The sequence below is a fragment of the Paraburkholderia sp. SECH4 genome, assembly GCF_030511745.1.
Classification (GTDB): domain Bacteria; phylum Pseudomonadota; class Gammaproteobacteria; order Burkholderiales; family Burkholderiaceae; genus Paraburkholderia; species Paraburkholderia madseniana.
On the sequence record NZ_JALOCP010000001.1, the window covers coordinates 202993 to 229293 of the forward strand.

The 26301-nt window shown below is 60.8% G+C and carries 25 protein-coding genes; 10 read left to right on the forward strand and 15 right to left on the reverse strand.

Annotated elements, in window-relative coordinates; translation table 11 throughout:
* Window positions 1-37: 37 nt before the first annotated feature.
* The 14 genes from M0D67_RS00850 to M0D67_RS00915 all read right to left on the reverse strand — a co-directional run bounded on the left by M0D67_RS00850 (window position 38) and on the right by M0D67_RS00915 (window position 12982).
* On the reverse strand, window positions 38-1195 hold the full coding sequence (locus M0D67_RS00850) for a M20 aminoacylase family protein (RefSeq protein WP_266236867.1): 1158 nt from the start codon (window positions 1193-1195) through the stop codon (window positions 38-40).
* A gap of 81 nt (window positions 1196-1276) precedes the next feature.
* Window positions 1277-1588, reverse strand: coding sequence for an NIPSNAP family protein (locus tag M0D67_RS00855; RefSeq protein WP_154564962.1), 312 nt, complete (start codon window positions 1586-1588; stop codon window positions 1277-1279).
* Window positions 1589-1678: 90 nt separating this feature from the next.
* Window positions 1679-2818 (reverse strand): porin, encoded by a 1140-nt coding sequence (locus M0D67_RS00860; RefSeq protein ID WP_266236869.1) that lies wholly within the window; start codon window positions 2816-2818, stop codon window positions 1679-1681.
* Between the two features lie 82 nt (window positions 2819-2900).
* Complete coding sequence (locus M0D67_RS00865; protein ID WP_154564960.1) at window positions 2901-3566, reverse strand: CoxG family protein; 666 nt, start codon at window positions 3564-3566, stop codon at window positions 2901-2903.
* 9 nt (window positions 3567-3575) lie between these two features.
* A complete protein-coding gene (locus tag M0D67_RS00870) occupies window positions 3576-4457 on the reverse strand; it encodes an NAD(P)-dependent oxidoreductase (protein WP_154564958.1) in 882 nt (293 codons plus the stop codon).
* A 15-nt stretch (window positions 4458-4472) separates the two neighbouring features.
* Complete coding sequence (locus M0D67_RS00875) at window positions 4473-6827, reverse strand: xanthine dehydrogenase family protein molybdopterin-binding subunit (protein ID WP_154564956.1); 2355 nt, start codon at window positions 6825-6827, stop codon at window positions 4473-4475.
* On the reverse strand, window positions 6820-7308 hold the full coding sequence (locus M0D67_RS00880; RefSeq protein ID WP_154564954.1) for a (2Fe-2S)-binding protein: 489 nt from the start codon (window positions 7306-7308) through the stop codon (window positions 6820-6822). The genes M0D67_RS00875 and M0D67_RS00880 overlap by 8 nt, the downstream gene beginning before the upstream one ends.
* A gap of 3 nt (window positions 7309-7311) precedes the next feature.
* Complete coding sequence (locus tag M0D67_RS00885; protein WP_154564952.1) at window positions 7312-8187, reverse strand: xanthine dehydrogenase family protein subunit M; 876 nt, start codon at window positions 8185-8187, stop codon at window positions 7312-7314.
* Complete coding sequence (locus M0D67_RS00890; RefSeq protein ID WP_367892343.1) at window positions 8184-8918, reverse strand: ABC transporter ATP-binding protein; 735 nt, start codon at window positions 8916-8918, stop codon at window positions 8184-8186. The genes M0D67_RS00885 and M0D67_RS00890 overlap by 4 nt, the downstream gene beginning before the upstream one ends.
* Window positions 8816-9295 (reverse strand): ATP-binding cassette domain-containing protein, encoded by a 480-nt coding sequence (locus M0D67_RS42035; RefSeq protein ID WP_367892342.1) that lies wholly within the window; start codon window positions 9293-9295, stop codon window positions 8816-8818. The genes M0D67_RS00890 and M0D67_RS42035 overlap by 103 nt, the downstream gene beginning before the upstream one ends.
* A 19-nt stretch (window positions 9296-9314) precedes the next feature.
* On the reverse strand, window positions 9315-10202 hold the full coding sequence (locus tag M0D67_RS00900; protein WP_154564948.1) for a carbohydrate ABC transporter permease: 888 nt from the start codon (window positions 10200-10202) through the stop codon (window positions 9315-9317).
* Window positions 10203-10205: 3 nt separating this feature from the next.
* A complete protein-coding gene (locus M0D67_RS00905; RefSeq protein ID WP_154564946.1) occupies window positions 10206-11123 on the reverse strand; it encodes a carbohydrate ABC transporter permease in 918 nt (305 codons plus the stop codon).
* Window positions 11124-11130: 7 nt separating this feature from the next.
* Complete coding sequence (locus M0D67_RS00910) at window positions 11131-12459, reverse strand: extracellular solute-binding protein (protein WP_154564944.1); 1329 nt, start codon at window positions 12457-12459, stop codon at window positions 11131-11133.
* Window positions 12460-12733: 274 nt separating this feature from the next.
* Window positions 12734-12982: a hypothetical protein gene (locus M0D67_RS00915; RefSeq protein ID WP_154564942.1), complete on the reverse strand. Its 249-nt coding sequence runs from the start codon at window positions 12980-12982 to the stop codon at window positions 12734-12736.
* Window positions 12983-13779: 797 nt separating this feature from the next.
* Between M0D67_RS00915 and M0D67_RS00920 the strand changes: the two genes are divergently transcribed.
* The 7 genes from M0D67_RS00920 to M0D67_RS00950 all read left to right on the forward strand — a co-directional run bounded on the left by M0D67_RS00920 (window position 13780) and on the right by M0D67_RS00950 (window position 19281).
* Entirely contained in the window at window positions 13780-14769 is a 990-nt protein-coding gene (locus M0D67_RS00920; protein ID WP_266236875.1) for a GTP-binding protein, read from the forward strand.
* A 25-nt stretch (window positions 14770-14794) separates the two neighbouring features.
* On the forward strand, window positions 14795-15298 hold the full coding sequence (locus M0D67_RS00925) for a DUF1097 domain-containing protein (RefSeq protein WP_154564938.1): 504 nt from the start codon (window positions 14795-14797) through the stop codon (window positions 15296-15298).
* A gap of 25 nt (window positions 15299-15323) precedes the next feature.
* Complete coding sequence (gene nthB / locus M0D67_RS00930; RefSeq protein WP_154564936.1) at window positions 15324-16067, forward strand: nitrile hydratase subunit beta; 744 nt, start codon at window positions 15324-15326, stop codon at window positions 16065-16067.
* A gap of 33 nt (window positions 16068-16100) precedes the next feature.
* Window positions 16101-16742 (forward strand): nitrile hydratase subunit alpha, encoded by a 642-nt coding sequence (nthA, locus tag M0D67_RS00935; protein WP_266236878.1) that lies wholly within the window; start codon window positions 16101-16103, stop codon window positions 16740-16742.
* A 2-nt stretch (window positions 16743-16744) separates the two neighbouring features.
* Window positions 16745-17092: a nitrile hydratase accessory protein gene (locus M0D67_RS00940; protein ID WP_171926022.1), complete on the forward strand. Its 348-nt coding sequence runs from the start codon at window positions 16745-16747 to the stop codon at window positions 17090-17092.
* 76 nt (window positions 17093-17168) lie between these two features.
* Complete coding sequence (locus M0D67_RS00945) at window positions 17169-18224, forward strand: HoxN/HupN/NixA family nickel/cobalt transporter (protein ID WP_154564930.1); 1056 nt, start codon at window positions 17169-17171, stop codon at window positions 18222-18224.
* A 55-nt stretch (window positions 18225-18279) separates the two neighbouring features.
* On the forward strand, window positions 18280-19281 hold the full coding sequence (locus M0D67_RS00950; RefSeq protein ID WP_154564929.1) for a GlxA family transcriptional regulator: 1002 nt from the start codon (window positions 18280-18282) through the stop codon (window positions 19279-19281).
* A 31-nt stretch (window positions 19282-19312) separates the two neighbouring features.
* Here M0D67_RS00950 and M0D67_RS00955 read toward each other — a convergent pair whose 3' ends face one another.
* The gene (locus M0D67_RS00955; RefSeq protein ID WP_266237188.1) at window positions 19313-20953 is read right to left on the reverse strand and encodes a phospholipase C; all 1641 of its coding nucleotides are present in this window, start codon (window positions 20951-20953) and stop codon (window positions 19313-19315) included.
* A gap of 749 nt (window positions 20954-21702) precedes the next feature.
* On the opposite strand from M0D67_RS00955, the gene M0D67_RS00960 reads away from it, so the two are divergent.
* The 3 genes from M0D67_RS00960 (at window position 21703) to M0D67_RS00970 (ending at window position 26285) form a co-directional block, all read left to right on the forward strand.
* A complete protein-coding gene (locus tag M0D67_RS00960) occupies window positions 21703-24468 on the forward strand; it encodes a TonB-dependent receptor (protein ID WP_171926021.1) in 2766 nt (921 codons plus the stop codon).
* A 23-nt stretch (window positions 24469-24491) separates the two neighbouring features.
* Window positions 24492-25568, forward strand: a complete 1077-nt coding sequence (locus tag M0D67_RS00965) for a PQQ-binding-like beta-propeller repeat protein (protein ID WP_154564925.1) — start codon at window positions 24492-24494, stop codon at window positions 25566-25568.
* A gap of 105 nt (window positions 25569-25673) precedes the next feature.
* On the forward strand, window positions 25674-26285 hold the full coding sequence (locus tag M0D67_RS00970) for a MotA/TolQ/ExbB proton channel family protein (RefSeq protein WP_154564923.1): 612 nt from the start codon (window positions 25674-25676) through the stop codon (window positions 26283-26285).
* Window positions 26286-26301: the final 16 nt, after the last annotated feature.

The window sequence follows — 26301 nt, forward strand, 5'->3', positions numbered from 1 at the left end:
TACAGACCACGCAGTCGCACAGGACAGCCGCGAGGCTTCAAACACGCGCAACGCCAAACGCCTTCACGACGTTCACCCAATACGACGCACCGGTAGCCAATGCGTCGTCGTTGAAGTCGTAGTGCGGGTTGTGAAGCGGAGCGCCAGGCTTGGGCCCGTCGACGCCCATCCAGACATACGCACCCGGCCTCGCCTGCGCCATGAACGCGAAGTCTTCCGAGGCCATCGACGGCCTGCAGCCCAACGTCACCTTCGCCTCGCCGACCGTTGCGCGCGCCGCATCGAGCGCGACGTCGGCTTCGGCCGTTGCATTGATCGTTGCCGGATAGCCGTAGCGGTAAGACAGCGTCGCTTTCGCGCCATGCGCCTGCGCTGTCAGCGTGCCGATTTCATCCAGCAGGCTCCGTACGCGCTCCTGCACGTTGGCATCGAAGCAGCGTACGGTGCCGCGAATCACGGCGCGATCGGGCAACACATTCCAGGCCTCGCCGCCATGAATCTGCGTGACGCTCACCACGCATGCTTCTTTCGGCGAGACGCGCCGGCTCACGATAGTCTGCAGCGCGATTACGACATGGCTCGCGCAAACCAGCGCATCAATCCCCTCTTCCGGCATTGCGGCGTGCGAGCCTTTGCCGTCCACCAGAATCTCGAAGGTATCGAACGAGGCCATCATCGGGCCGCGGTTGATCGCGAAATGGCCGAGCGGCAAGCCAGGCCAGTTGTGCAGACCGAATACCGCGTCACAGGGGAACCGCTCGAAGAGTCCATCTTCGACCATGACGCGTCCGCCGCCCGCCACCTCTTCGGCGGGCTGGAAGATCACGTGCACCGTACCGTGCCAACCAGTGTCGCGGCTTAACGAAGCGGCGGCGCCCAGCAGCATCGCGGTGTGACCGTCGTGACCACACGCGTGCATTTTCCCGCGGTGTTGCGAACGGTGCTCGAATTCGTTGTACTCCACCATCGGCAACGCATCCATGTCCGCACGCAATCCGAGCGCAGGACCGCTCCCCCTTCGCAGCGTGCCGACCACACCGGTTTTGCCGACGCCCTCGGTCACTTCAAAACCGTAGTCGCGCAGCGCCGATGCCACCAGCCGTGCCGTCGAGACTTCTTCGAACGCGGTCTCGGGATGCGCATGCAGTGCACGACGCCACGTCACCATCTTGTCGACCAAATCAGCTTCAATCATTGATTACCTCACAAACAGACCGCGGCGCAGCGAGTACCATTGCACGCCCGGTGATCAGAGAACTTCACTACTTCCGCTGCTTCAGTCAGCCGGGCAAAACGGCACTGGCGCAAGGAACACCGATTCCTGATGCACCAGGTATGGCAGGATGCGAGGCGTGAAAGCTTGCCAACGCGGATCCGCTGCGAGCTTCGCGCGCTGCGCGGCGCGATGTGCGTAGTCGTCATAGCGCCAGCAGAACACGACCGAATTCAACGTGCCCGAGTCTTTAGTCCAGCAGCCCTTGAGTCGTGCGTACTGACTGATGATCTCGAGCCCCTCGCGCTCGTAGATTTGCAGAAACTCACCCACCTTTCCTGCCGTAATCTGGTACGTACGCATTTCCACCAACATGATTGCCTCCTGTTGCAATTCAAACGCTCACAAAACAACGACCACCGAGCACACTGTCACGCCGCCGGCAGACCTGCACTCCACTGCAAGTTAGAAGCTGTGTCGGATACCCACGCGCACCGCGACCTGATTCGGCGTCGACGAGGGTGACAGATAAGTCAGATCGGCTACCGCAGCGTGTCCCGTCGAATCGACGCCGCTGGCGCGTTGCCACGCAACGATCAGGTAAGTGAAAGTACGTTTGGAAAATGAATACTCGGAACCCGCCGCCAGCTGGTTGTAGTGCGCATGCGGTGACGACGTGTAGTCGTAGGTCAGACCCGCCATGACAGCAGGTGTAAAGCTATGACTGACGAATGCTTCGTACGAGTCGAGTGTCGCGGAACCCTGGAACGAGGTACTGGTGGTCGCTACTGCGTTGCTGAAGCGCGTGTTGGTGTAAAGCGCGCCCAGCTTCGTGGCGCCGAACTGATAGTTGCCGCCTACTCCGAGCGTCTGCATGCTGTGCGCGGTCGCGTAGCCGCTATAAATCGGGTTCGTTACAGGATTCGTAAACGCCTGGCCGGCTGTCGCCGCCGTGGTGCCGTCGAATCGCGTCACTGCCGGGTTATTCACATAGAGATAGGCGGCCGCCAGCTTCAGCGGACCGTTCGCATAGCTCAGGCCGAAGCCGTACTGCCGCGAGTCGCCGACCGAACCCGCCACGCCACCAAAGCTATAGAGTGCGCCCGCCGTGATGCCGTGATACGTCGGGCTCACGTACTTCAGCGTGTTGCTGACGGGATACGTGCCCCAGATCCCGTCCACGTCGCCCGCATGCGACGACAGCGAGCCGCCGAACGCCAGCGAAGAAGTCAGCGGCTGCAGATTGGTCACCATGAAGTCATACTGCCGCCCAAGGCGCACGCTGCCGTAGTTGCCGGATAGGCCCACATATGACTGACGGCCGAACAGCCGGCCGTTATAGCCGAGCTTGCCGCTGTTTACGTCATAGCCGCTCTCGAGCTGGAAGATTGCGCTCGTGCCGCCGCCTAGATCCTCGCTGCCCAGCAGGCCGAACTTGCTTCCGCCCATACCACCGCTGAAGGTCTGGTAATTGGCATGTCCGCCCTGATTGTTGGTGTAGGTAATGCCATCGTCCGCGACGCCGTAGAGGGTCACGCTGCTTTGCGCCTGAGCTGCCTCTGCAAGGCACGTCAATGCTATTAGGATAACTATTTTTTTGCTCACTAGAATTCCTGTCGAATGAGAGATTAATCTGATCAAACGCTGAACTACAGAACGAACAAGCTTGCCATCGCGACGCGGACCGTCAGCCCGCGTGCCCAATCAAAAATCCAACCAGCAAACCGAACAGCCCCGAACCCGCACCCACCAGCCAGACCCGCAGACCCGATGTCGGCCCGGGTTTGGGCGTGACGGTGGACGGCTTCGTCTCGCCGTGCGGCTGACCTTGCACGCCGCCGGTCAGCGGCGCGTCGTCCGGCTGCGTCTGCGGTGCCGGCTCGATGAGTTGCATAGCGTCCACGGGGGCCGCCTCCTTTTCGATGTGCGCCTTCAGCGCGCCGAAGAAGGCGTCGAGATTCTTGCCCGTCGCGGACTGAATCAGGCGGGACCCCACGCTCATTAGCTTTCCGCCGATTTCGACATCCGCGTCGTACACGAGCACGGTCACCTCCGCTTGCGGTTCGAGTTGCACGCGCGCAGTGACCTTGGCAAAGCCAACCGCGCCCGCGTTGCCCGTGCCGACAATCGTGTAAGCCCTGGGCGGATCGAGATCCGACAGCTCCACATTGCTCTTGAAGGTCGCCGCCACCGGACCCACGCGAATCTGCACGGTCGACTCGAAATGCCGCTCGTCCAGCATGGCGAGCGATTTACACCCGGGTAGACACGCCTCGAGCACGGCAGGGTCGTTCAGCGCACGCCACACGGTCTCGGGTCGTGCAGGGAGAATGCATTGATCAGCTAGCTTCATCGCCACACCTCAGCGCTCGTAGAGTTTGAAAAGCGCCTGGGTACCGTTGCGCGTAAAGCCTTGCTCGGCGAGCTTCTGATAAAGGCTGCGCACCAGATCCAGACCCGGCAATTCACGTCGCATGTGAGCGGCTTCCTCATGCGCAATCCGCATGTCCTTGATGAAATGCTCGATAAAGAAGCCGGGCGCGAAATCGCCCTTCGCGATGCGCGGCCCCATGTTATTCAACTGGAAGCCGCCAGCCGCGCCGCCGCCGATCGCGCTCAGTACGGTCTGCGCATTCAGTCCGGCACTGTGCGCATAGGCCAGGCCTTCGCACACGCCTAGCATCGTCGATGCGATCACGATCTGGTTGCACAGCTTGGTGTGCTGACCCGCGCCCGGTCCGCCTTGCAGCACGATGTTGGTGCCGAGGCAGCGCAGCATCGGCTCGACGCGCGCGAGCACGTCGGCCGCGCCGCCCACCATGATGGACAGCCGTCCCTCGCGCGCGCCGACATCGCCGCCTGAAACCGGTGCGTCCAGCATGTGCACGCCGCTGGTTGCAGCGTGTGCGGCTAGCTCTTCGGCCAGTTGCGGGCTCGAGGTCGTCATGTCGATCAGCACGGCATCGCGCCGCGCGTTCATGATCAGACCGTCGTCGCCGAGGTACAGCGCGCGCACGTCGTCAGGCATGCCGACGATCGTGATGACCACGTCCGATGCTTCAGCGAGCGCCTTCGGGGTGGCGTGCCAGGATGCGCCTGCCTCGATGAGCGGCTCGGCCTTCGCACGCGTACGGTTATAGACGTGCAGCGGATAGCCGGCTGCGGCGAGTCGCGCCGCCATCGAGGCGCCCATGATGCCGAGGCCGATAAAGCCGACAGCGGGTTTGCTTGCAGATTGATTCATAATTGTTTGATCCGGTCAGAGTTTGTCGCGCAACAGGTCGCGCAACAGCATGGGAGTCAAAGGATGACGGTCGGCGACCACGCCGAATGGCGCTAGCGCGTCGTTCACGGCGTTGGTCAGGGCGCCGAGCGCGCCCATCACGCCGCCTTCGGCCATCCCTTTGATACCCGCCGCGGTCGCGCGGCTAGGCGTATGCAATGGGATGATTTCGAAATTGGGTAATTCGGTCGACGTGGCGATCAGGTAGTCGGCAAGCGAACCCGTCACGTTCTGTCCCGTTTCGTCGTAGCGCGTATGCTCGAACAGCGCACCGGACAATCCCATCGCCACCGCGCCATGTTGCTGCCCTGTCACAACGGTGGGATTGAGCAGCGTGCCGCAGTCTTCGGCGATCACGTAACGCGCAAAATGGATCGCACCGGTGGCCACGTCCAGCTCGATCTCGCATCCGTGCGTCGAATTCGAGTAGGTCATCGGCGGCGGATCGTAGGTCAGGTGAAACTCGAGTCCAGGCGTGAGGCCCTGCGGCAGCGAAGTAGGATCCATATAGGCACTCCGCGCCACGTCGGCGAGCGTCAGACCCGCGTCGACCCACGTGTCGCCGCTACGGCGCTCGACGCGCGCATCGACAAGGCGCAGCGAGTCGCTATCGGCCAGGTCGAGACGGCCGGCGGCAATTGCGAGCACCTTGCGGCGTGCATCGAGCGCGCACAAATAAAGCGCGCCGCCGCCCGCCGTGCCGCTGCGAGCGCCGCGGCTGCCCATCCCGTATGGTGCAATATCGGTGTGGCCCAGATGAATACGCACGCTCGACGGATGCACACCCAGGCCTTCGGCCACCGCATTGGCCATCGCACTTTCATAGCCCTGTCCGCTGGGGCCGAGACCCACCGATGCGTTCACGACACCACTCGGCTCGATACGGATCCAGCTTGCCTCGTGTCCCGAACCCGGAATGCCGGCCGATTTATAAAAGCGCGAACCGTACGTCGTCGGCTCGACCACATTGCACAGGCCAAGCCCAAGATAGCGCCCGGCCGCCCGCGCCGCCTGCTGGCGCGCGCGAAACGCGTCGTAGTCGAAGGCTGTCAACACCGCCTCAAAGGTCTGCGACGGCGTGATGTCGGCCAGCAATTCGCCGGTGGCCGTGCGGTACGGCAGTTCTTCCGGCGTCAACAGATTGCGGCGGCGCACGTCGACCGGATCCAGCTTCAGTTCGCGCGCGATCGCTTCCATCGTGCCTTCCATGACCCAACTGGTGATGGACATCGGCGCGCGCATGGGTGCATTGCCGCATTTGTGACTCAGCACGACCTTCACGTCGAATGCGTAGTGCTGCAGCCGGTACGGTCCGCTCAACACCATCGCGACGACGCGCGCGAGATAGTTCGCCGGAAAGAAGCAATACGCGCCGAAGTCTTCGCGGATCTCCAGATCGAGCGCGAGCAGCGTGCCGTGCTCATCCACCGCGGCGCGCGTGCGGCAGAAGTCTTCGCGCGAATTGGCCGCTGCGGTCAGATTCTCGAGACGGTCTTCACGCCAGCGCACCGGCCGCTTCAGATGACGCGCGAGTGCAGCGACGGTCAGCTCTTCGCGGTACAAGGCGATTTTCTGACCGAACGAACCGCCGACGTCGGGCGAAATCACCGTCACCTGCGACTCGCTGAGTCTGAGCCGTTGCGCGAGCTGAGTGCGCAAAGGATGCGGCACCTGGGTTCCGATGTGGAACGTCAGGTGGTCGCGCCCGGCGTCCCAGACTGCTGCGCAACCGCGCGTTTCAATGGGCACATGGGTCTGCCGCTGCTGCTGAAAGGTCGCCTCGACCACGCGGTAAGCGTGCTTGCTCACGCTATGCGGGTCGCCGTTCGAGTACGTCTGGTGCGACACCAGGTTGCCGGGCACCCCGGGGTCGACTTGCGCAGCATCGGCTTCGAGCGCCTGCCACATATCGGTCACCACAGGCAACGGCTCGAACTCGACCATGACCTGCTCCGCCGCATCTTCCGCGAGGTACCGGTCCGTGGCGACCACACACGCCACAAGATCGCCCTGAAAGCGCACGATGTCGGTCGGCATCGTCGGGAACTCGACCGGCAACAAGCCTTCAACCGGCGCGGCGACACGCATCGGCGTGGTCCACTGCGCCAGCTCCCGTCCGGTGACGACGGTCACGACACCAGGCATGCCGGCAGCCGCCGTGGTATCCACTGAAACGATCCGCGCATGTGCATGCGGCGAGCGCACGAAGCTCACGTGCAGGGCGCCCGCGATTTCGATGTCGTCGAGATAGCGGCCATAGCCCGTCAGCAGGCGATAGTCTTCGGTGCGCGGCACCGCCTTGTTGAGATAGCGAAACGTCTGCTCAGACATCGGCGCTCTCCCCTCGCATCCGCGCGGCCGCGCGCAGGATCGCCCGCACGATATTCTGATACCCGGTGCAGCGGCACAGGTTGCCAGAAAGCGTCTCGCGCACCTCGGCCTCGGATGGGCTTGGGTGCTCGCGCAGATAAGCCTCGAAGGTCATCACGATGCCGGGTGTGCAAAAACCGCACTGCAGGCCATGACATTCGTGCATCGCCTGCTGCAGCGGAGAGAGGCGGCCGTCCCGCGCGACAGCTTCGATCGTGGTGATCTGCACTTCGTCCATCTGAACAGCGTACGCGAGGCACGAGCGCGCCGGACGGCCGTCGATCAGCACCGTGCATGCGCCGCATACGCCGTGCTCGCAGCCGACGTGCGTGCCGGTCAGACGGCAGTCTTCACGAAGCGTATCGGAAAGGAGCTTGCGAGGCTCGCAATGTACTTCGTGACGGGTGCCGTTCACATTGAGATAAATCGTTTTCTTTTCCATGACTCACTTCGAGGTCGCGTTGGCCGACTGCGTCGCGCGTTGCAACGCGCGCGCCGTGAGCGCCTTGACGAGATCGCGCCGGTAAGCGGCGCTGATGTCCGGTTGATCGTACGGATCGATAGCGCCGGCCACCGCGTCGGCGATTGCAGCCAGCGTCGGTGCATCGACTGGTGCACCGACGAAGTCCGCAGCAAGTTCGTTCAGCACGAGTGGAGCCTCCGCCACGCCGCCGAGTCCAATGCGCAGGCTGGAGAATCTGTTGCCGTCGAGCACGGCGGTGAGTGCGCAAGCCGCAATCGCGAAGTCGCCGTGCCGCCTGCTAAAGACTTCAAATGCGTGCCGCTCGCCCGGGCGTGCAACCGGGAAATGCACGGCTCGAATGATTTCTTCAGCGGCGAGATCGGTCGTCATCACCGCAATCAGGAACGCTGTGGCCGGCACCTCACGGCTGCCGTCCGGTCCGGCAATCTCGATGCGCGCACCCAGCGTGCTCGCGATGAGCGGCATTTGCGCGGCGGGATCCGCATGCGCAAGGCTGCCCCCAAGCGTGCCGCGCTGACGGATCGCGTAGTGCCCAACGGTCGCGGCCGCATCCGCGAGCAGCGGGCAAGCGGCGCGCACCGTGCTGCTGGTGGCCACCTCGTGATGACGCGTCATCGCGCCAATGGATAGCGAATCACCCGTAAGCGTCACGCCGCTGAGTTGCGGCAACGCGTTGAGGTCGATCAGATGCGCCGGCTGCGCAAAGCGCATGTTCATCATCGGCGCGAGGCTTTGCCCTCCCGCGATGACTTTGGCGTCGAAGCCGTGCAGCGCGAGCAGCGACAGCGCATCTTCAAGCGTGTGAGGCCGGTGATACGAAAATACCGCGGGTTTCATGCGTTCTGCGCCTTCAGGTTCACGCCGCTCGCCTGATCGAAAAGGTGCAGACGGCGGCGGTTGATCGACAGGGACACACGTTCGCCGACCTTGCAGGAACGCTCCTTGCCAACACGAAAAAACATCGACTGCCCCAAACATTGCAGGCCGATAAACTGATCGGACCCAACCGGCAGCAACGAGCCGATGTCGCCTGTCAGCGAACAATCGGTCGAGTCGCCATGCTCGTCGATGTCCTCGGCACGAATGCCGGCCGACACTGCCCGGCCACTGCATCCTGCGAGCAGGCGTTGCGTCTCTTCATCGAGGGCGAGCGCAAGATCGCCGCTGCGAAAATGCAAACCGTGGTCGCCTTGCATCAGCACGCCGTCGATAAAGTTGATCGGCGGGCTGCCGAGGAAATTGGCGACGAATTTATTGGCTGGCCGTTCGTAGATGTCGTCGGGCGAGCCGATCTGTTGCACGATGCCCTGGCGCATCACGACGATGCGGTCGGCGAGCGTCAGTGCTTCGGCCTGATCGTGCGTCACGTACACGAAGGTCGTCTGCATCGACTGATGCAGTGCCTTGATGCTCGCGCGCATCGACACGCGCAGCGCCGCGTCGAGGTTCGACAACGGTTCGTCCATCAGAAAGACCGCGGGCTGGCGCACCATTGCGCGGCCGAGTGCGACGCGCTGGCGCTGCCCACCCGACAGTTGCCCGGGCCGCCGCTCCAGCAGATGCTCGATTTCAAGCGACTGCGCGGCCGCGCGCACCCGCGCATCGATCTCCTGTTGCGGATATCTGCGCATCCGCAGGCCGAATGCGATGTTGTCGTACACGTTCTTGTGCGGATACAGCGCGTAGCTTTGAAACACCATCGCCACATCGCGCCGGTGCGCCGGTGCGCCGGCAAGCCGTTGACTTCGACGTCGTCGAACCGCAAGCTGCCCTGAGTGACCTCTTCCAGTCCGGCGATCATGTTGAGCGTCGTCGACTTGCCGCAGCCGGACGGTCCCAGCAGAACGAGAAACTCCTTGTCCCTGATCTGCAGATTCAGGTTGTCCAATGCGACATGCCCGTTTGCATACTTCTTTCCCACCTGCCGAAATTCGATTTGAGCCATGACCTTTCCCTTTATCCCTTTATCCCTTTACCGCGCCGGCAGTCAGACCAGACACGATGTAACGCTCGAACACCACAGCGATGATCACTGGCGGCACGATCGCGACCACGCCGGCTGCGTTGATGAACGAAAAGCTCGTTGTGAAATCCGATGTGAACGACGCGACGATGATCGGGACGGTCTGCGACGCGGCGGTTTGCGTAAACATCAAAGCGAACAGGAACTCGTTCCAGCTAGTCAGGAACGTGAACATGATGACGGCGACGAGCGACGGCACCGCGAGCGGCAAAAACACCTTCAGCAAAGCCTGAATCCGCGAGCAGCCGTCGACTCGAGCCGCCTTGTCGAGCTCGTCCGGTAGCGATTCGAAATAGCTAAGCAACATGAAGACGCTGAACGGCACCGTAATCGCCAGATAGGTGATGATTAGCGACCCGACGCTGTCGAGCAGGCCGAGCTTGCGCACAAACAGAAAGAACGGCACGACGAGTGCGATATCGGGAATCACGCGGGTAGCCAGCATGAAATACACCGACAGATCGCGGCCGATATAACGGATCTTCGCCATCGCATAAGCGGCGGGAACGCTGACGAGAAGGTTCAGCAACACCACCGCAGCGGCAACCACGAGGCTATTGCGCAGCGCCGGCAACAGGTACTGCGCGGTGGACGGAATGAACGCGGCGTTGCCGTCCTCCGACGCTGTGCCGGTGCTCGCCGCGACGATCGCCTTGAAGCTGGACAGCGTCGGCGGATGGGGAATCCAGTGTGGCGGAATGGACGTGATATCCGCTTCGCGCTGCAGAGAAGACGACAGCAGCCACGCAACCGGCGCCAGCACATACAGCAACATCACGATTGAACCGGCCAGCAGCGCCATGCGTTTGACAAAGAGAGAAGATGACATCGCTTAGAGCCTCTTGCCGAGTAGGCGAATGATGGCGTACGACATCGCAAACGTCGCAAGCGCGAGCACATACGCGACCGCTGCACCGGTACCGAACGACAGGTTGCGGAAAGTCTCGACGTAGATATGCCAGGAGAGCACGTGAGACGCGTCGGCCGGACCGCCCTCGGTCAGAATGAAGAAGAGGTCGAAGTGGCGCACGGCCATCATCGCTTCGTAGATCATCACGAGCATGAAGCCGGGACGCATTGCCGGCAGCGTCACGTGCACGAACCGGCTCCACAGGTTGGCGCCGTCTACCCGCGCCGCCGCGTACAGGTCCGACGGAATAGACTTCATCGTCACCAGCAGCAGGATGGTCGCGAGCGGTACTTCCTTCCATACGAATGCGTTGCAGATCAGCGCCAGCGTCTTGTGCGTGTCGCCCAGCCACACCATGTACTGGCCGATCACGCCAAGCTGCAACAGCAGTCCGTTGAGCGCGCCGTACCCTGAGTCGTAGATCCACTTCCACATCAGACCGTCGACCACATACGGAATAGCCCATGGAATCAGCAAGGCGGTCGACAGGATGCGCCGGCCGCGAAACTCCTGATTCAACAATAGCGCCATCAGCGTCGCGATAGCCATGATCGCGAGGACCGACACGACGGTGAACCATGCGGTGCGCTCGACCGCGGCCCAGAACATCGGATCGCGGAAGGTCTGGATGTAGTTGCCCAGCCCGACGAACGACACGCTGTTCATACGCGTCAAATGAATGTCGAACAGGCTCGTCCAGAACGAGTAAAGCACCGGAAACACGGCGACTGCGAGCAGCACCAGCATCATCGGCGTCAGCAGCAGCATTGCGCTACGCTGATCGGAAGGCGCCACGGAATGTCTGGCAAGCCAGCGGCGGCCCAGGGCTTGAACACTCATATCGACCTCAGGCTTTGCTCAACGCGGTCCACTTCTGCGCGGACTGTTTCAGTGCGTCGGCTACGCTCGATTGACCGAGGATCGCCGCTTGCCATGCCGTACCGTTGGTCTCGTCCCATTCGCCGAACCAGCGCGTGATCACATCCTTCTTGCGGGCCAGATCCTGCTGCTTCTGAAACATCGAGAAATCGCCGTACTTTTCATACGCGGTGCGGACTTCCGGGTCGTTAAAGAGCGGCTTCACGCCGAATGCCGTGCCGGTATCCAGGAACATCGCTTTCTGGAACGCATACTGGCCGTCGAATCGTCCGCCGAACGCTTCGATCAGGCGCGTCGCCTCGGCGGCCCGCGTCTTGTTGGCGCCGGCGGCAGCGCTCATCGCGTGCATGCGCATCCACGCCACCGTGGCGTGCGAACCATTCGGGCCGGCCGGCATCAGTGCCTGTTTGATATGGCCCGCGACACGCGACTGGCGCGGATCGTTGAGCGCCTGAACCCGGTAGCGAGGCAACAACGCGAACGCGTGATTGCCCGACGCCACGGCCTTGAAGCCGTTCAATTCTCCCAGTTCGACACAGGCGGGCGAAACGATGTGGTGCTTGTTGACCGCGTCGGCGACCCATTGCAGCGACGTGACTGCGCCGTGCTTCGGATCGTCCATCACTGCCTTGCCGCTGTCGTCGACAAAGCGGCCGCCGTTGGAAAACACCAGCGACGACATGAACTCGATCAGCCAGCTTTCGCGTGCCATCGACAGCATCAGCGGGTATTGCGAGAGATCCGCATTCTTGATCTTCAGCGATTGCGCGACCAGTTCGTCCCACGTTGCAGGAGGCGCCGCGATGCCCGCCTTTGCGAGCTTGTCCGCGTCGTATAGAAACGCCATGTAGTCGGTGTAGTACGTAAGACCGTACTGACGACCCTTGTAGCGCATCGATTGGGTGCAGAAGTCCTGCACCTCGCCGTTGTACTTGAGCAGTTGCGGATAGCCGTCGAGCGGCGCAAGCCAGCCCGCGTCGGCCCACTCGGGCAGCCAGCCGTCGGACACCCACAGCACGTCGATCGGCGCCTGGCCGACGAACTTCGTCACCATCGCCTCGCGATACTGTGCGAATGGGAGGTTGTTGTAGTTGACGTTTAGTCCAGATTCCTTTTGAAACGGCACGAGCATGCGCTTCACCGTATCGACGCCCGCCGACCAGGTATGGAGATTCACGCTGTCGGCAGCGAAGGCCCGTGACATCCCGCCCATCAAACCGGAAGCAGCGAGCCCAGCGCCCGCCGACAACTGTAGAAATCGACGACGACCGTTCCCGAATCTATTGACCTTACTCATGGTTCGCTCCGACCGCCTGCGCGGCGCTGTTCTCACGTGGCGTAGCCGCTGGTTCGGCTACCTCTTGAGACGCGAAGATATCTTCGAGAAAATAAATCGTCAACTGACGACATACGTTTTCCGAAAATTTTTTTACCTGTCGATGGCGCAGACCTGCTGAGCACAGCCGGCCGTTTCATCATACCTTTCCAAGCGGGTTCCGCAACGTCCGCGAGCTTGGCCTTCATGGCTTGCCCGCGCCTACCATTTAACAAATACATCTTCACATGACGACTTATTGTTTGATAAAGTATATCGTCAGGGCGTAAAAAGCAGCCCCGCCTGCAACCTGGGCATAGCCACGTTCGTCCCATGCTGTCGCGAAGCGAGCCTTATCTTTGTCTGCTGACGGCTGCATGTACGTCAACCGGCGGGGCTGCGAGCCGGCCGAGCAATCCGCTTCCGGTTCTTTGCCCATGTCTTTGTCAACCCGCCCGTCAGGCATGGTCGGCTTCAAACGGTTCAGCAACGCGGCAGTGGTCATTGCCTGCGCCGAGCCGGCGCACCGCATCCGCAAAGGACCATTCGACTTTGTGGAACTGGGCTTCACGGAAACCGTGGTGCCCGCCATTTGAGAGGCACTGCTTACAGCACGATGAAGTGACCTACCGACAGGCCGCTTCTCACATAGACCAGATATTTAAACCGGAACCCTCCATTCATGTACTTCCTCGCTGCCTTCATCTCCAAACTCGCCACCGGGCACGCCTTCACTCGTGCGGAGTCGAGCACCACCGCAACGCGCAGAAAGAAATCGCGCTTTCCCTGGCTTTAGTCGTCGATGGCGTTTCCGCCCGCGACGAGGTATGGCATTAGTTTGGGTAATATCACGCGTCAGACGAATGCCTGGCGCCCGCGCAACCAGCTCATCGGCGCCACGCGCCAGCTGGAAAATCGGCTTCATGGTCGTGTCGCTGCGATACACGATTTGCATTACTATTTAATTCGGCATTGCTGAAAGGGATAACTTCACTCGTAATCCGCGAGCCATCCTCGCAACGCCGCCCTCTCCTTACCTCCCCCCCACTCCACCGCACTGCACTGCATATTCACGGAGCATTCCGCACCGTCGCGGCGCATCGAATCCCACATCTGCACCAGCGCTTGGCATCGAATTCATGCTGCATCTTCGTGCCATTTTGTCCTCATTTTCCCTATCGGACAAAAACCGCCACATTTTCAGTTCATTCGGGACAAGCTGATTTCCGGCACAGACGGATGACGGCGACAGGCCTGGTACTCGCTCTATTGAGTCAGCCTCGATCAGCAACGGACTCTCTCATGAATCGCACACCCACACCGCGCAAGCTTCCCGTCACCATCATCTCCGGGTTTCTCGGCGCGGGTAAAACCACCCTCGTCAATCAGTTGCTGCAGCAACGCGCGCCGGGATCAATCGGCGTGGTCGTCAACGAATTCGGCGAAGTCGGCATCGACGGGCAACTAATCGTCGCCGAAGAACGGACGCTGGTCGAAATCAATAACGGCTGCGTGTGCTGCACGGTGCGCGCGGACCTCGTCGGCAGTGTGAAAGCGCTGCTGGCGCGCCCGCAGACCGGCGCGGCACCCATGCAGCGCCTGATCGTCGAGACATCCGGACTGGCCGATCCGGCACCGGTCCTGCAAACGTTCCTCGCCGATCCCGACCTGCGCGAATCCGTGGATCTCGAATCGGTCGTCACTGTGGTCGACGCACTGCATCTGCGCCGACAACTCCAAGACGACATTGCGCGCGAGCAGGTTGCCTTCGCCGACGTCATTCTGATCAACAAGCTCGACCTGATCACGAAAGACGCGCTAACCGCTATCGAACAAACAATCCGTTCATTGAATCCAACCGCCGCCATCATCACGTCGACCCGTTCGCAAATCCGCGCGGACGCTCTGCTGGGTATGCGTCGCTTCTCGCTCCCCACGCTGCTCGCGATCGAGCCCGATCTGCTCGACGAGGGCGCTCACGACCACGAACACGACACGTCGATTCAATCGTGCGCGCTGGTCGAAAAGGGCGACCTCCATGCGACACGCTTTAACCGTTGGATCAATGAACTCGTGCAGCAGCAAGGCCAGCAACTGATGCGGATGAAAGGGGTCCTCAACTTCCACGCCGAAGCGCGGCAGTTCCATTTCCATAGCGTGCATATGTTGCTGGAAGCCGAACCCGGACGCGCATGGCTGAAGGACGAGCCACGCGAGAACAAGCTCGTGTTCATCGGCCGCAATCTGGATTTTCCGCAACTACGCGAATCGTTTCTCAGCTGTATCCACTAGCCGCACTTACCTCAAGGAGTCTGCAATGAAGAAGACTGATGCGCTTACCGTCAGTATCGGCGTGCTCGCCGTCGTCGACACCTACATCACGGCAACGGTGTTTCCGGTCCCGGTGTGGGTCACGTTTATCGCGTGGGCGTCGTTCTTCGTGGTCGGCGGCGGCCCGCGCGGCTTCATGCAGAGCGTCGCATCGAACCTCGCCGGGCTGGCCATCGCGTCGCTCTCGCTGTTGGCGATCGCCAATACCGGCCCGGCGCCGCTCGCCGTAGCGATTTGCGTCGGTGTCGGGAGTGCGACGATGGTACAGGTGTCGAAACTGAAGCTACTCAATGTGCTGCCCGCCGTCGTGTGGGGCTTCGCTTCGACAGTCGGCACCACGGTCACCACCGGTAAGGCAATCACCACGGTCGGCATCCAGAACCCCGCGTTGGTGGCCGCCGCCGCACTCGTCACCGGCGCCGTCTTCGGCATCGTCTCCGAAGCGTTCGGCGAAGCACTGAGCCACAAGCCTCAGCCTCAACTCAACTGACCTCACACTTCAGGAACCGCACACCATGAAACTACAGCACAGCCTTGGCGGGCTCGAAAACCTCGGACCCGTCAATGTCGAGACACGGGTTTTCGTCGAACCATGGGAGAAGCGCATTTTCGGCATTCATACGGTGATGATGGCGGAAAGCACGCATCTGTCGGACGCGCTGCCAAAGTACCCGGTGGCGACGCTGCCTAGCACGTTCAGGAATACGTGGACCTGGGCGTCGCTGCGCACCGGCGCCGAAGGCATGCAGCCGTTCGAATACTTCAAATACCGGTACTACGAAAAGTGGCTGATGGGGATCTCGCAATTCTTCGTCGATCAGGGTTATGTATCGGCCGACGAACTCGCGCAGAAGACCGCGCATTACCGCGCCCATCCAGATGCACCGCTGCCTGCACAGCCGAATCCGGCAATTGCCTCGCAGATCAACGACTACCTCGCAAAAGGCGATTCGGGGCTGAACGCACTGAAGCAGACACCGCGTTTCGAACCCGGTGCCGGGGTATGCATAGCCGATCCGGCCGCCGTCGATCACACGCGTTTGCCGGGCTACCTGCGCAACAAGCGCGGTGTGATCGACCTCGTCTATCCAGGTGCCTACTCCTACTTCGTTTCAACCGGGCCCGACGGCATCGGCGAGCCAATGCCCGTCTATCGCGTTGCATTCAAGGCCGAGGACATCTGGGGCAAGGACAAGAGCGAGCCTAACACGACGATCTACGCCGATCTATACGAAGCGTATCTCGATGCATCGAACTGAATCTCTACACCCATTATCTGGTACGGAACTAACATGAGCGAACTTTTCAAATACGACGACGAGCGCGAGGCCGCCAGCGCGGCCAAGGTACGGGCGCTCGAAGCGCTTCTGATCGAGAAAGGCGTGCTGGGTAGCGACTCCGTCGATACCGTGCTCAGTCATTTCGAAACGATGGCTGGCCCGTTCAATGGCGCAAAAATTGTGGCGCGCGCGTGGATCGATCCGGCGTTCAGGGAACGCCTTGTCGAAGACACACCGAAGGCGATTGCGGAAATGGACTTGCCGGCCGGCATGGAAGGCGCGGAAGGCGAACACATGGCCGCCGTCGCCAACGGCGACGGCGTTCACAACCTCATCATCTGCACGCTCTGCTCCTGCTATCCCTGGCCCGTGCTCGGTCTGCCGCCCTACTGGTACAAGGACCCGGTGTTTCGCGCGCGCGGCGTGCGCGAACCGCGCGCCGTGCTGAAGGAGTTCGGCGTACCAGTTTCGGACGATACAGAAGTCAAGGTATGGGACAGCAGCGCGCAAATCCGCTGGTTCGTCATCCCGGAGCGACCCGCCGGCACCGAAGGCATGAGCGTGGCAGAACTTGCCGCGCTCGTCACACCCGAAGCGATGATGGGTGTGGCGCTGGTGCCCTCGCCTTCTGCATCGCCGCGGCCGGCGGTCTGATCATGTTTACCCGGTTCGAGGAATATGCCGCCTCCAGCATGCTTGGACATCCGGACTCCCCACCGCGCATGCAAGGCAAACTGCTGTTCGACAAGCCATGGGAACGGCAGGTATTCGGGATCGCGCTTTCGCTGTCGAAGGCGGGGCACTTCGAGTGGGAAGACTTCCGTCAGAATCTCATCGAGTCGATCGCCGAATGGGAAGACGGATACTGCGCGGGGCAACCGCCGTGGGATTACTACGAGCGCTTTCTGCTCGCCCTCGAAAAGACCGTGGCGCAGGCTGGCGTGCTGTCGGCCACAGATATGGCGTCGCTGAAGCTGCGCGCGTTGCGTCCGTCCAGCAACTGAGCCGCGCCCTTGCTTCCGGCGTTCGGATCAGAACGCCCGCGATATCGCATAACGAAGTTTCATCAGGATATCTACCATGCTCAAGCAACTGTCCAATGTACTCACCGGATCCGATCCGCAGGTCCAGCGCAAGCTCTTCGGCATCTACGGCCTGCTGTTGGCGACTAATGCCGCCGCGTGGATCTGGGCGTTCGCTTCGTTCTGGGACCACCCGGTCCTGCTCGGCACCGCGTTCATCGCCTACGGACTGGGCTTGCGCCATGCGGTCGATGCCGATCACATTGCCGCGATCGACAACGTGACCCGTAAGCTCATGCAGGAAAAGAAACGCCCTGTCGCCGTGGGTTTATTTTTCTCGCTCGGTCACTCGACCATCATCGTCATCGCCTCGCTCGCGGTCGCAGCAGTCGCAAGCGTGCTGAACACGCGCTTTGCCCAATACAAGGAATTGGGCGGACTGATCAGCACGTCGGTATCGACCGTCTTCCTGTTCGTGATCGCGTTCCTGAACCTACTGATTCTGAAATCGATCTTCCAGGCATGGCGCCACGTACGCGCAGGGGGCGCCTACGTCGACGACGACTTCGACATGCTGCTGGCCGATCGCGGCTTCCTCGCGCGGATCTTTCGTCCGATGTTTCGGTTCGTCGCGCGCAGCTGGCACATGTTCCCGCTGGGCTTTCTGTTCGGACTGGGTTTCGATACCGCGACCGAGGTGAGCCTGCTCGGCATGTCCGCGTCGCAGGCTTCGCGCGGCATTTCGCCATGGGCGGTAATGGTGTTCCCGGCGCTTTTCAGCGCAGGGATGTCGCTGGTCGATACGCTCGACGGTCACCTGATGCTCGGCGCCTACGGTTGGGCGTATCTTAAGCCGATTCGTAAGATCTACTACAACATGACGATCACGCTGGTGTCGGTCGCGGTCGCGCTGCTGGTCGGCACGATCGAGGCCTTGGGCCTGATTTCTGACCACTTGAAGCTCGAAGGCAAGCTGTGGGATGCTATCGGTACGTTGAACGACAACTTCGGCACGCTGGGCTACGTCATCATTGGTATCTTCGCCGCGAGCTGGCTCGTGTCGATGGTGCTTTACCGAACCCGGCGCTTCGACGAACTCGAAACGAGCCGCTAAGCGAGCGCATGCGGCATGCGTCGCGCCAGCCTCGGCTCCATTTTGACTGACACCTATGCGCAAGATCACCGTCGGAATGGTCCTGTTCCCCGGATTCCAGTTGCTCGATATCGCGGGCCCCAAAGACGCCTTTGCGGAGGTCCGCATCCTCAGTCAGGGGGCGTGCGAATACGAAATGCTGACGATCGGAACGACGCGAGGCAGCGTGCTGTCTTCCAGCGGGCTGACGGTCATGCCGGACCGGACCATCTTCGATCCGTGTCCGCATTTCGACACGGTGATCGTGCCCGGCGGCCTCGGCGTATTCGAAGTACTCGAAGACTCGACGCTCAGCGAATGGCTCGCGAAGCAGCACAAGAGTACCAGGCGGATCGCCGCTATCTGCAACGGCGTTTTTGCTTTCGGCGCCGCCGGCATGATCGATAACCGGACGGTCACGACACACTGGATGGACGCCACGCGTCTTTCGTCGATGTTTCCGAAGGCGAAGATCGAACCCGACCAGATCTATGTAAAAGACGACCGCCTCTACACGACCGCAGGCGTGACCGCTGGCATCGATCTCGCGCTGGTCATGATCGAAGAGGACTTCGGCAGGAAAATGGCGCTCGACGTCGCGAAGTATCTGATCGTGTACGTGCGCCGCGCAGGCGGCCAGTCGCAGTTCAGCCCGTTGCTGGAAACCCAGGCCGCCAGCGATTCCCAGATCCAGTCGATTCAGCAGTACCTGCTCGACAATCTTCATCTGAATCATACGACCACGTCGCTTGCGCGTCGGCTCAAAATGAGTCCGCGCAATTTGTCCCGTATCTTCACCAAGGAATGCGGCGTCAGTCTCATCGCATTCCTGAACGACGCGCGCATCGACGCCGCGCGCCGCTACCTCGAAAGCACCCGCCACCCGATCGGCGAAATCGCGAAGCGTTGCGGTTTTGAGAGCGCGGATACACTTCGGCGCACGTTTAGCCGCCGGCTTCAGATCAGTCCCGTCGAATACCGGCAGCGCTTTCGCTCCGGCAATCCGGTGAACGAAGCGGTCCGCGAATCCGGCCGATAACCGGGATTCTTTCAATTTCACACACAGTCGACTAGCGCAGTGGCTGGCCGGTCACTGCATCAAGAAACAACTTGGAGCTCTCAGCCGAGCCGAAGTCGAACATGTTATTGATTGTGCCGGCCATGACATCGAATGAACCTTGCCCAACGCGCACCCCGCTCAGCCAGTTGTCTTCGATGAAGCGAAGAACAGAAGTTTGGTCGGTCAGCGTATGATCGACGTAGTTTGCCTTCGCGTACGGCGAGACCACAAGCAGCGGGAGACGCGGACCATACCCGCAGCGGCCCTGCACCGGTACACCTGTTAGCCCATCGAGCGGTGTGCCTCGGCCGCAAGTATTCGGACCGTTGAGCGCATCCTGCGTGCTTGTCGATCCGTTGACGACGTGAGATACGTGGTCATACCAGCCGTCCGAATCGTCGTAGGCGAGCACGACCGCCGTGCTCTTCCAGTCGTCCTGTTGCTGGAGAAAGTTGATTACCTTCGTCACGAACGCCTGCTCATCGAGGGGGTCCGAATTGCCCGCGTGCGCATCCTGGTACGCCGGCGCCTTAAGAAAATTGACGGCAGGGAAATTCCCCGCGCTCACCGCCGCGTAGAAGTCGTCGATGTCATATTGATGGTTTGCGCCACCGTCACTGCTGGTGCCGATTGCCGCAACAGACGCGGGACGCTCGTGCTTCGGATTAGCGGTGGACGCGTAATACTGGAACGGTTGATGATGCGGCACGTAGTCGACCTTATAGCCCTGCACCACCGGCGAATATGAGCTGCGCGCGCAGCCGGTCGTTCCGTTCGCATTCCTCGCGCCGAGGTCGAAGCCACCTTCAAACCAGCCCCACGAGATATTCTTCGCGTTCAGCAGGTCGCCGACATTCTTCCCCTGCATACTGATTGTCGTGCCCTTGGAACAGACGTCGCCCGTCGGATCGAGGTCACCGACGACTGTCAGGCCGTCGGCGCCGTCGCTAACGATGTTCCGATTGTTCGTATTCGCGGGTGCCACCGTCGCCCCATTCGTCTGCCCGGAGATCAGGTTCAGCGCACCAGGCGTGGATGGGCCAAACGTCGTGTCGAACGAGTTGTCGTTTAGCGCGAAGTGTTGCGCATAGTTCCACAGCGCGGTAACGGTGTTGCCGTCGTAATACCCCATCACGAGCCCCTTTGTGTACAAGGCACTCGAGCCGCCTGTTGCCGAGGTGCGGCCGGTGTATTTCGGAAACAGGTCCATCGCGCCACTATCGAATGCCAATTGCTCCGGCTTGTAGGCGTGATCTTGTGACGCCGTAAGCGCCTGCGAGCGATCGAGACGGAATGGATCTGCAGCGCCGGAGCCGTTGGCGGCGTTCGTCGAATTCGGATTGGACCTGAGTAGCCCGTCCAGTAGCCCGTTGATCCGTCGCGTATTGGGCAATGTGCTGAAGGTCGGCTCACCTGCCGGGTTCAGCGCATTCGGGTATGTTCCAAAGTAGTGATCGAACGAAACGTTCTCGCCAAATATCACGACAAGATGTTTGATCGGGGTAGCCGTCTGCACTCCATCCTGGGGCCGTGGTACCGAGGCAGTTGCGACGCTCGACGTGACGTCGGCTTCATCACCATACGCTCCGAGTGAGACAGACAGGCAAAGCGCTAGTGCAGTTGCCAAGGGAAATTGCCGACGAACCAACATCATGTCTATGTCTACCTATTGAAGTGTTTCCCAATGCATCGCTTTGCGAACGGAACACGCCCATTCTCGCCTGCGCCGGTGTCGTAACTGTTAAGCGACGATTACGAGTTCGTCATCTTCCATCGGAGCCGTCATCTCCGCGTGACTGAGATGACATGTGACCCACACTACAAATGCATATCCGCACCCTCCTCTCGCAAGCATATGCGCGATGAGAACACGGTGGTGTCTAAGCTTTTGCCGCCTCCCCGGCCACCATCCGCCGGCTCAATCAATGATCGTCAAGTGAAGATATTTATCGTACATCATTCCACTCATATCATGTTGAAGCAACATCGACACAACATCCACCCACCATTTTATAGGTCTGTCACGCTCAAAAACAGAGCGTACACCGACTAAAAACAATGTCGTCACATGACGACTACACTTCCGCATTCATTACCAACGATGACACGCTAGCGTCACAGTAGTTCCGTAAAACGTCTCCCTCGGCGAAGGTGAGCGCGTCGGACATGCGATTCATGATGTCGATCCGATCAACGTCGATGAATACCTGCGCTAGTTAGGCGGCTTGAATCATTTTTAGTCATCCTATTTAGCTGTTTACACGGCGCAATTTTCGAGAAGGTGCCGAACTTTTCACAGTCCTGACACTACAGACGTGGGCAACCAGTCGGGATGTTTGCAACGATTGATGGAGAATCAACATGCCGCACAGGCATATGGCAGGGTTGTTGGTCGGATTGATGAGTAGCACAATTATGACCGTCGCACATGCAGCGGACATGGCGACTTTGCAGGGTCACGTGTTGACAAGCGCGAACAAGCGTCCGCTTGCCGGCGCTCGAGTTCAGATTCGCGAGACGGGGACAAGTACCACCACCTCGGCTGACGGCGCCTTTCGTTTCACCGGGCTTCCGGTGGGCAGATACACACTGGTCGTCACGCCCAGTCGCTCATCCGCGGTCGAACGGACTGTGGTGGCGCGCGCGGACAACACCACAAACGACGACGTTATCGTGGACGCACCGGTTGCCTCGCTCGACCACGTGACCGTCGCGTCGCAGCGCACCGCGAACGTCGTCGCACGTGCGACTCAGCAGAGCGCTCCGAACATGGTGACCATCCGGACCGCCGACGACATCCGCAAAGCCCCCGACGTGAGCGCCGCTGAAGCCGCTGCGCGCATTCCGGGCGTGTCGCTCGAGACGGACTCCGGAGAAGGCCGCTATGTCAATATCCGCGGCCTCGACACCAACCTGAACAGCACCACGTTCGGCGGCATCCACCTGCCGCCGACCAACCCGGCTTCGGCCCAGAACGGGGGGCGTGCTGTCGCGCTCGATACGATTCCGGCCGGCATGATCGGGCAGATCCTCGTGACCAACACCAACAAGCCCGAACAGGATGCCGATGCGCTCGGCGGCACGATCGACATTTCGCCTCGCACGTTGCCCGCTTCGGGCAAGCCGTTCCTGGATGCCAAGCTCGGTTCAGGTGTCGAAACGCTGCGCGGGAGCACAGTTTCGGATGTCGAGATGACAGCGGGTGCGCGCTTCGGCGCGCACGGTATTGCCGGTCTCGGCTCGGGCATCACGTCATATTCCGACGCGCCGTTCACCTTCATCGGTACCTTTGCCTACAACCAGGACCACCGCGGCGTCGACGACGAAGAAAACGCCTATGTCGATGCGCCCGGCGTACCGAACAAGGCCTACGCGCAAACCGACCCGCGTTACTACAACTATCATCGCAAGCGCCTTGGCTACGGCGGCGAACTGGACTTTCAGCCTAACGCCGACAACAAGTGGTATTTCCGCTATTACAACTTCGGCTATACGGAGAACGTGAACCGGCAAGATCTCCAGACCAACTTCACTGGCAATCCGGTCCAGAATGCGGACGGCACGCTCACGGATACGGCGACCTATGCGAAGGGATTGCGCGACGAGAAGGAGACGCTGCGAACGCAACTTTTTGCGCTGGGCGGTGAAAACAGGATCGGGCCCGGCAAGATCGACTATCGCGCCGGCTTCACCAGTGGAACCTACGACAAACCGTACGACCTGAATTCGACGTTCAACAACGGCGCCCCGGCCACGGTGACGTATTACCCCGGCTCTGACTTCGCGACGCAATCGATCGTGTCAAGTCCGAACCCGGCTAATCCCGCCGGCTACACGCTGGGCCAGATCGTCAACTCGTCGCAGTACGTCAAGACCAATGAGTGGTCGGCCAACGTCAACTACACGCTGCCGACTCACTTCACGAGTGCCGATGACGAACAGTTCAAGTTCGGCGCTGGCCTGCGCCGAATGACCTTCGCCAGCGCGCAGAGCAACTACACGTACTCGCCGGCCGCGGGAATCCCGCTGTCGCAGGCGGTGTTCGGCGCGCCGAACGTTTTCTACAACGGCATGTACAACATTGGGCCGTCCATCAGCGATGGCGTCATGAGCGGCATTTATGGCGCCGCTGCGGCCAACGGCAGCGTAACGGGTAACCCGTTGAAGGACGCCGCCGCGTTCTCGGCCATCAACGAGAACATCTATAGCATGTATGGCCAGTATCAGTTCGGCTGGGGCCGTCTGGGGGTGCTGGCGGGTCTGCGCGGCGAATGGACGCAGGATGCGTTCAGCGGCAATCTGATCAACGGCAGCTCCGTCACGCCAAACCAGACGTCGAACAACTACTTCAACCTGTTTCCGTCCCTGCAGTTGCGCTACGATTTCACGCCGACGCTGGTGGGTCGCGCGATCTATTCGAGCACGATCGCGCGTCCGGGCTTTGCCCAGAGCAGTGCGTCGGTCATGGCCGATCCGGGGACGGGAACTGTGACCACCGGCAACCCGAACCTGAAGCCGACCACTTCACAGAACTTCGATATTCAGTTCGAGAAGTATTTGCCGCATGGCGGAATCATTTCGCTGGGCGCGTTCGACAAGTCAATGTCCGACTACGTCGTGGGCGAGACATCCACCGTCTTCAGCTCGCCTTATCTCCAGGGGTATTCGGGCCCCATCAAGCTCGTAAGCTTTGCCAATGTCTCGTCGGCACGTGTACGAGGTATCACCGCCAACTATGAGCAGCACTTCACGCAGTTGCCGGGATTCCTGAGCGGCCTGGGCGCGGACGCGAACTGGACATGGACCAATTCACACCTGGACATTCGCCCGGGTGAAGACCACACGCTGCCATCTGGTCCGCGCAATTCGTATAACGCCAGCGTGTTCTACGAGCGTGGTCCGTTGGACATGCGCCTGTCGGCCTCCTATGTGGGCAAGAGCCTGTGGGCAGTGGGCAGTTCTGCTGCAACCGACGTCTACACCGCATCGCGCTTCTCGCTCGACTTCGGCGGCAGCTACCAGATCAGAAAGGATGTTGGCATCTATCTCGACGTGCGCAACATCCTGAACACGCCGTTGAAGTTCTACGAGGGGTCGCCGGACCGTCCAATCCAGCGCGAGTTCTACGGCCCGACCGTGATGGTCGGCGTGACGATCAACGAATAACTTTCTTAACACGGTTGAAAATAATGAAACTCAAAACATTTGTGCAATCTGCAATGGCAGTCGGTCTTTCGTCGACGTTGTTGTGCGGCGCGCTGCAGGCTGCACCGGTCGCCGAGCACGCGCAGTTCGAAGTCGCGAAGCACTATACGCTGGGTGGCACAGACGGCTGGGACTACGTTGGGTATGACCCGGTTCGCCATCACCTGTTTATCAGCCGCGCCAGCCATGTCCAGGTCGTTGATACCGATACGGGCAGGCTGGTCGGCGAGATCGAAAACACCGATGGCGTGCATGGCTTCGCGTTTGTCCAGAACCAGAAGCTCGGCTTCATCACCAACGGCCGTGCCGACACCATTACGGTGGTCGATCTCGACACGTTGCGAACCGTCGACACGATCAAAGCGGGTGGCCCTGACCCTGACGGCATCATGTATGCGCTCAACCTGAAGCGCCTCTATGTCAGCAATGGCCATGACAACAGTGTCAGCGCCATCGACCCCGCCACTCGCAAGGTCGTCGCGACGATGCCTGTCGGCGGTAAGCCTGAATCGCTCGCGGCCGACAACGACGGTCGAATCTTCGTCAACGTCGAAGATAAGGGCGAGATCGTGGCAATGGACGGCAAAGCGAACAAGGTGCTCGCTCATTGGTCGATCGCGCCTTGCGAAGGGCCGTCCGGACTCGCAATCGATACGAAGGCCGAACGGCTATTCACCGTCTGCGCCAACAACCGGATGATGGTGATCGACGCTCGCTCGGGGCATCAGGTGGCCCAGTTGCCGATCGGCGGCCATCCAGATGCCGCCGCCTTCGACCCGGTGCTCAAAACCGCGTTCAGTTCGAACGGCGCGGATGGAACGCTGACCGTGGTGCATGAAGACGACGCGGATCACTACACCGTGCTGCAGAACGTGCCGACACAAGTGGGCGCGAAGTCGATGGCGCTCGACAACGACACTCACCGCGTATTCCTGGTGTCTTCGAAATTCGGTTCGGCCCCCGCTGTGACGGCCGACAATCCGCATCCGCATGCGAGCGTCGTACCCGACACGTTCAACGTACTGGTCGCACAACGCAAGCCGCAGAGCGTCGGCAACTAACGTATAGCCACTGCCTCAACCGCGCCACCGGCGGCATCGCAACGGCGATACCGCCGGTAACGTCGGAAGGTGACACATTCAAGACACAACGTAGAGGGTAGCACCATGCTTCGCAGCATTATCGATTCATCGGCTCAGTCATTCGGCTTGTTGCCTTTGATGGCACTGATCTTTCTGGCCGCGCTCGCCATCATCATCGAACGGCTTATCTTCTTTAGCACCTCTGTGCGCAAAGGCAGCAGCCTGGAATACGACCTCAAGCAGGTCGGCCGGGCAAGGGCCGACGACGTCCAGAAACTGATTCACCATTACCAGGGATCGGTACAAAGCGAACTGATGAAGTCCGCAATCGAATTGCAGGGCCAACCGGCCGAACACTTCGAGCGCGAAGTCGAAGAAAGCATCATGTTCCAGATGAGAAAGCTCGACCGCAATCTGTGGGTGCTGGATACCGCTGTGACGCTTGGGCCGTTGCTGGGCCTGCTGGGCACCATCATCGGCATGATCGGTTCGTTCAACATTCTGGGCGCGTCGGGAACCAGCGACCCGATGGCTGTGTCCGGCGGCATTGCCCACGCACTGATCGCCACTGCCTGCGGCCTGACGATTGCTCTCGTGGGCGTCGTGGCGCTGAACTACCTGAACAAGCGGGTACGGATGGTTCTTCTGCAAATGGATCTCATCAAGTCCATGCTCGTCTCGCGGCTCGCCGCGTGAACCGCGACCACCCCAC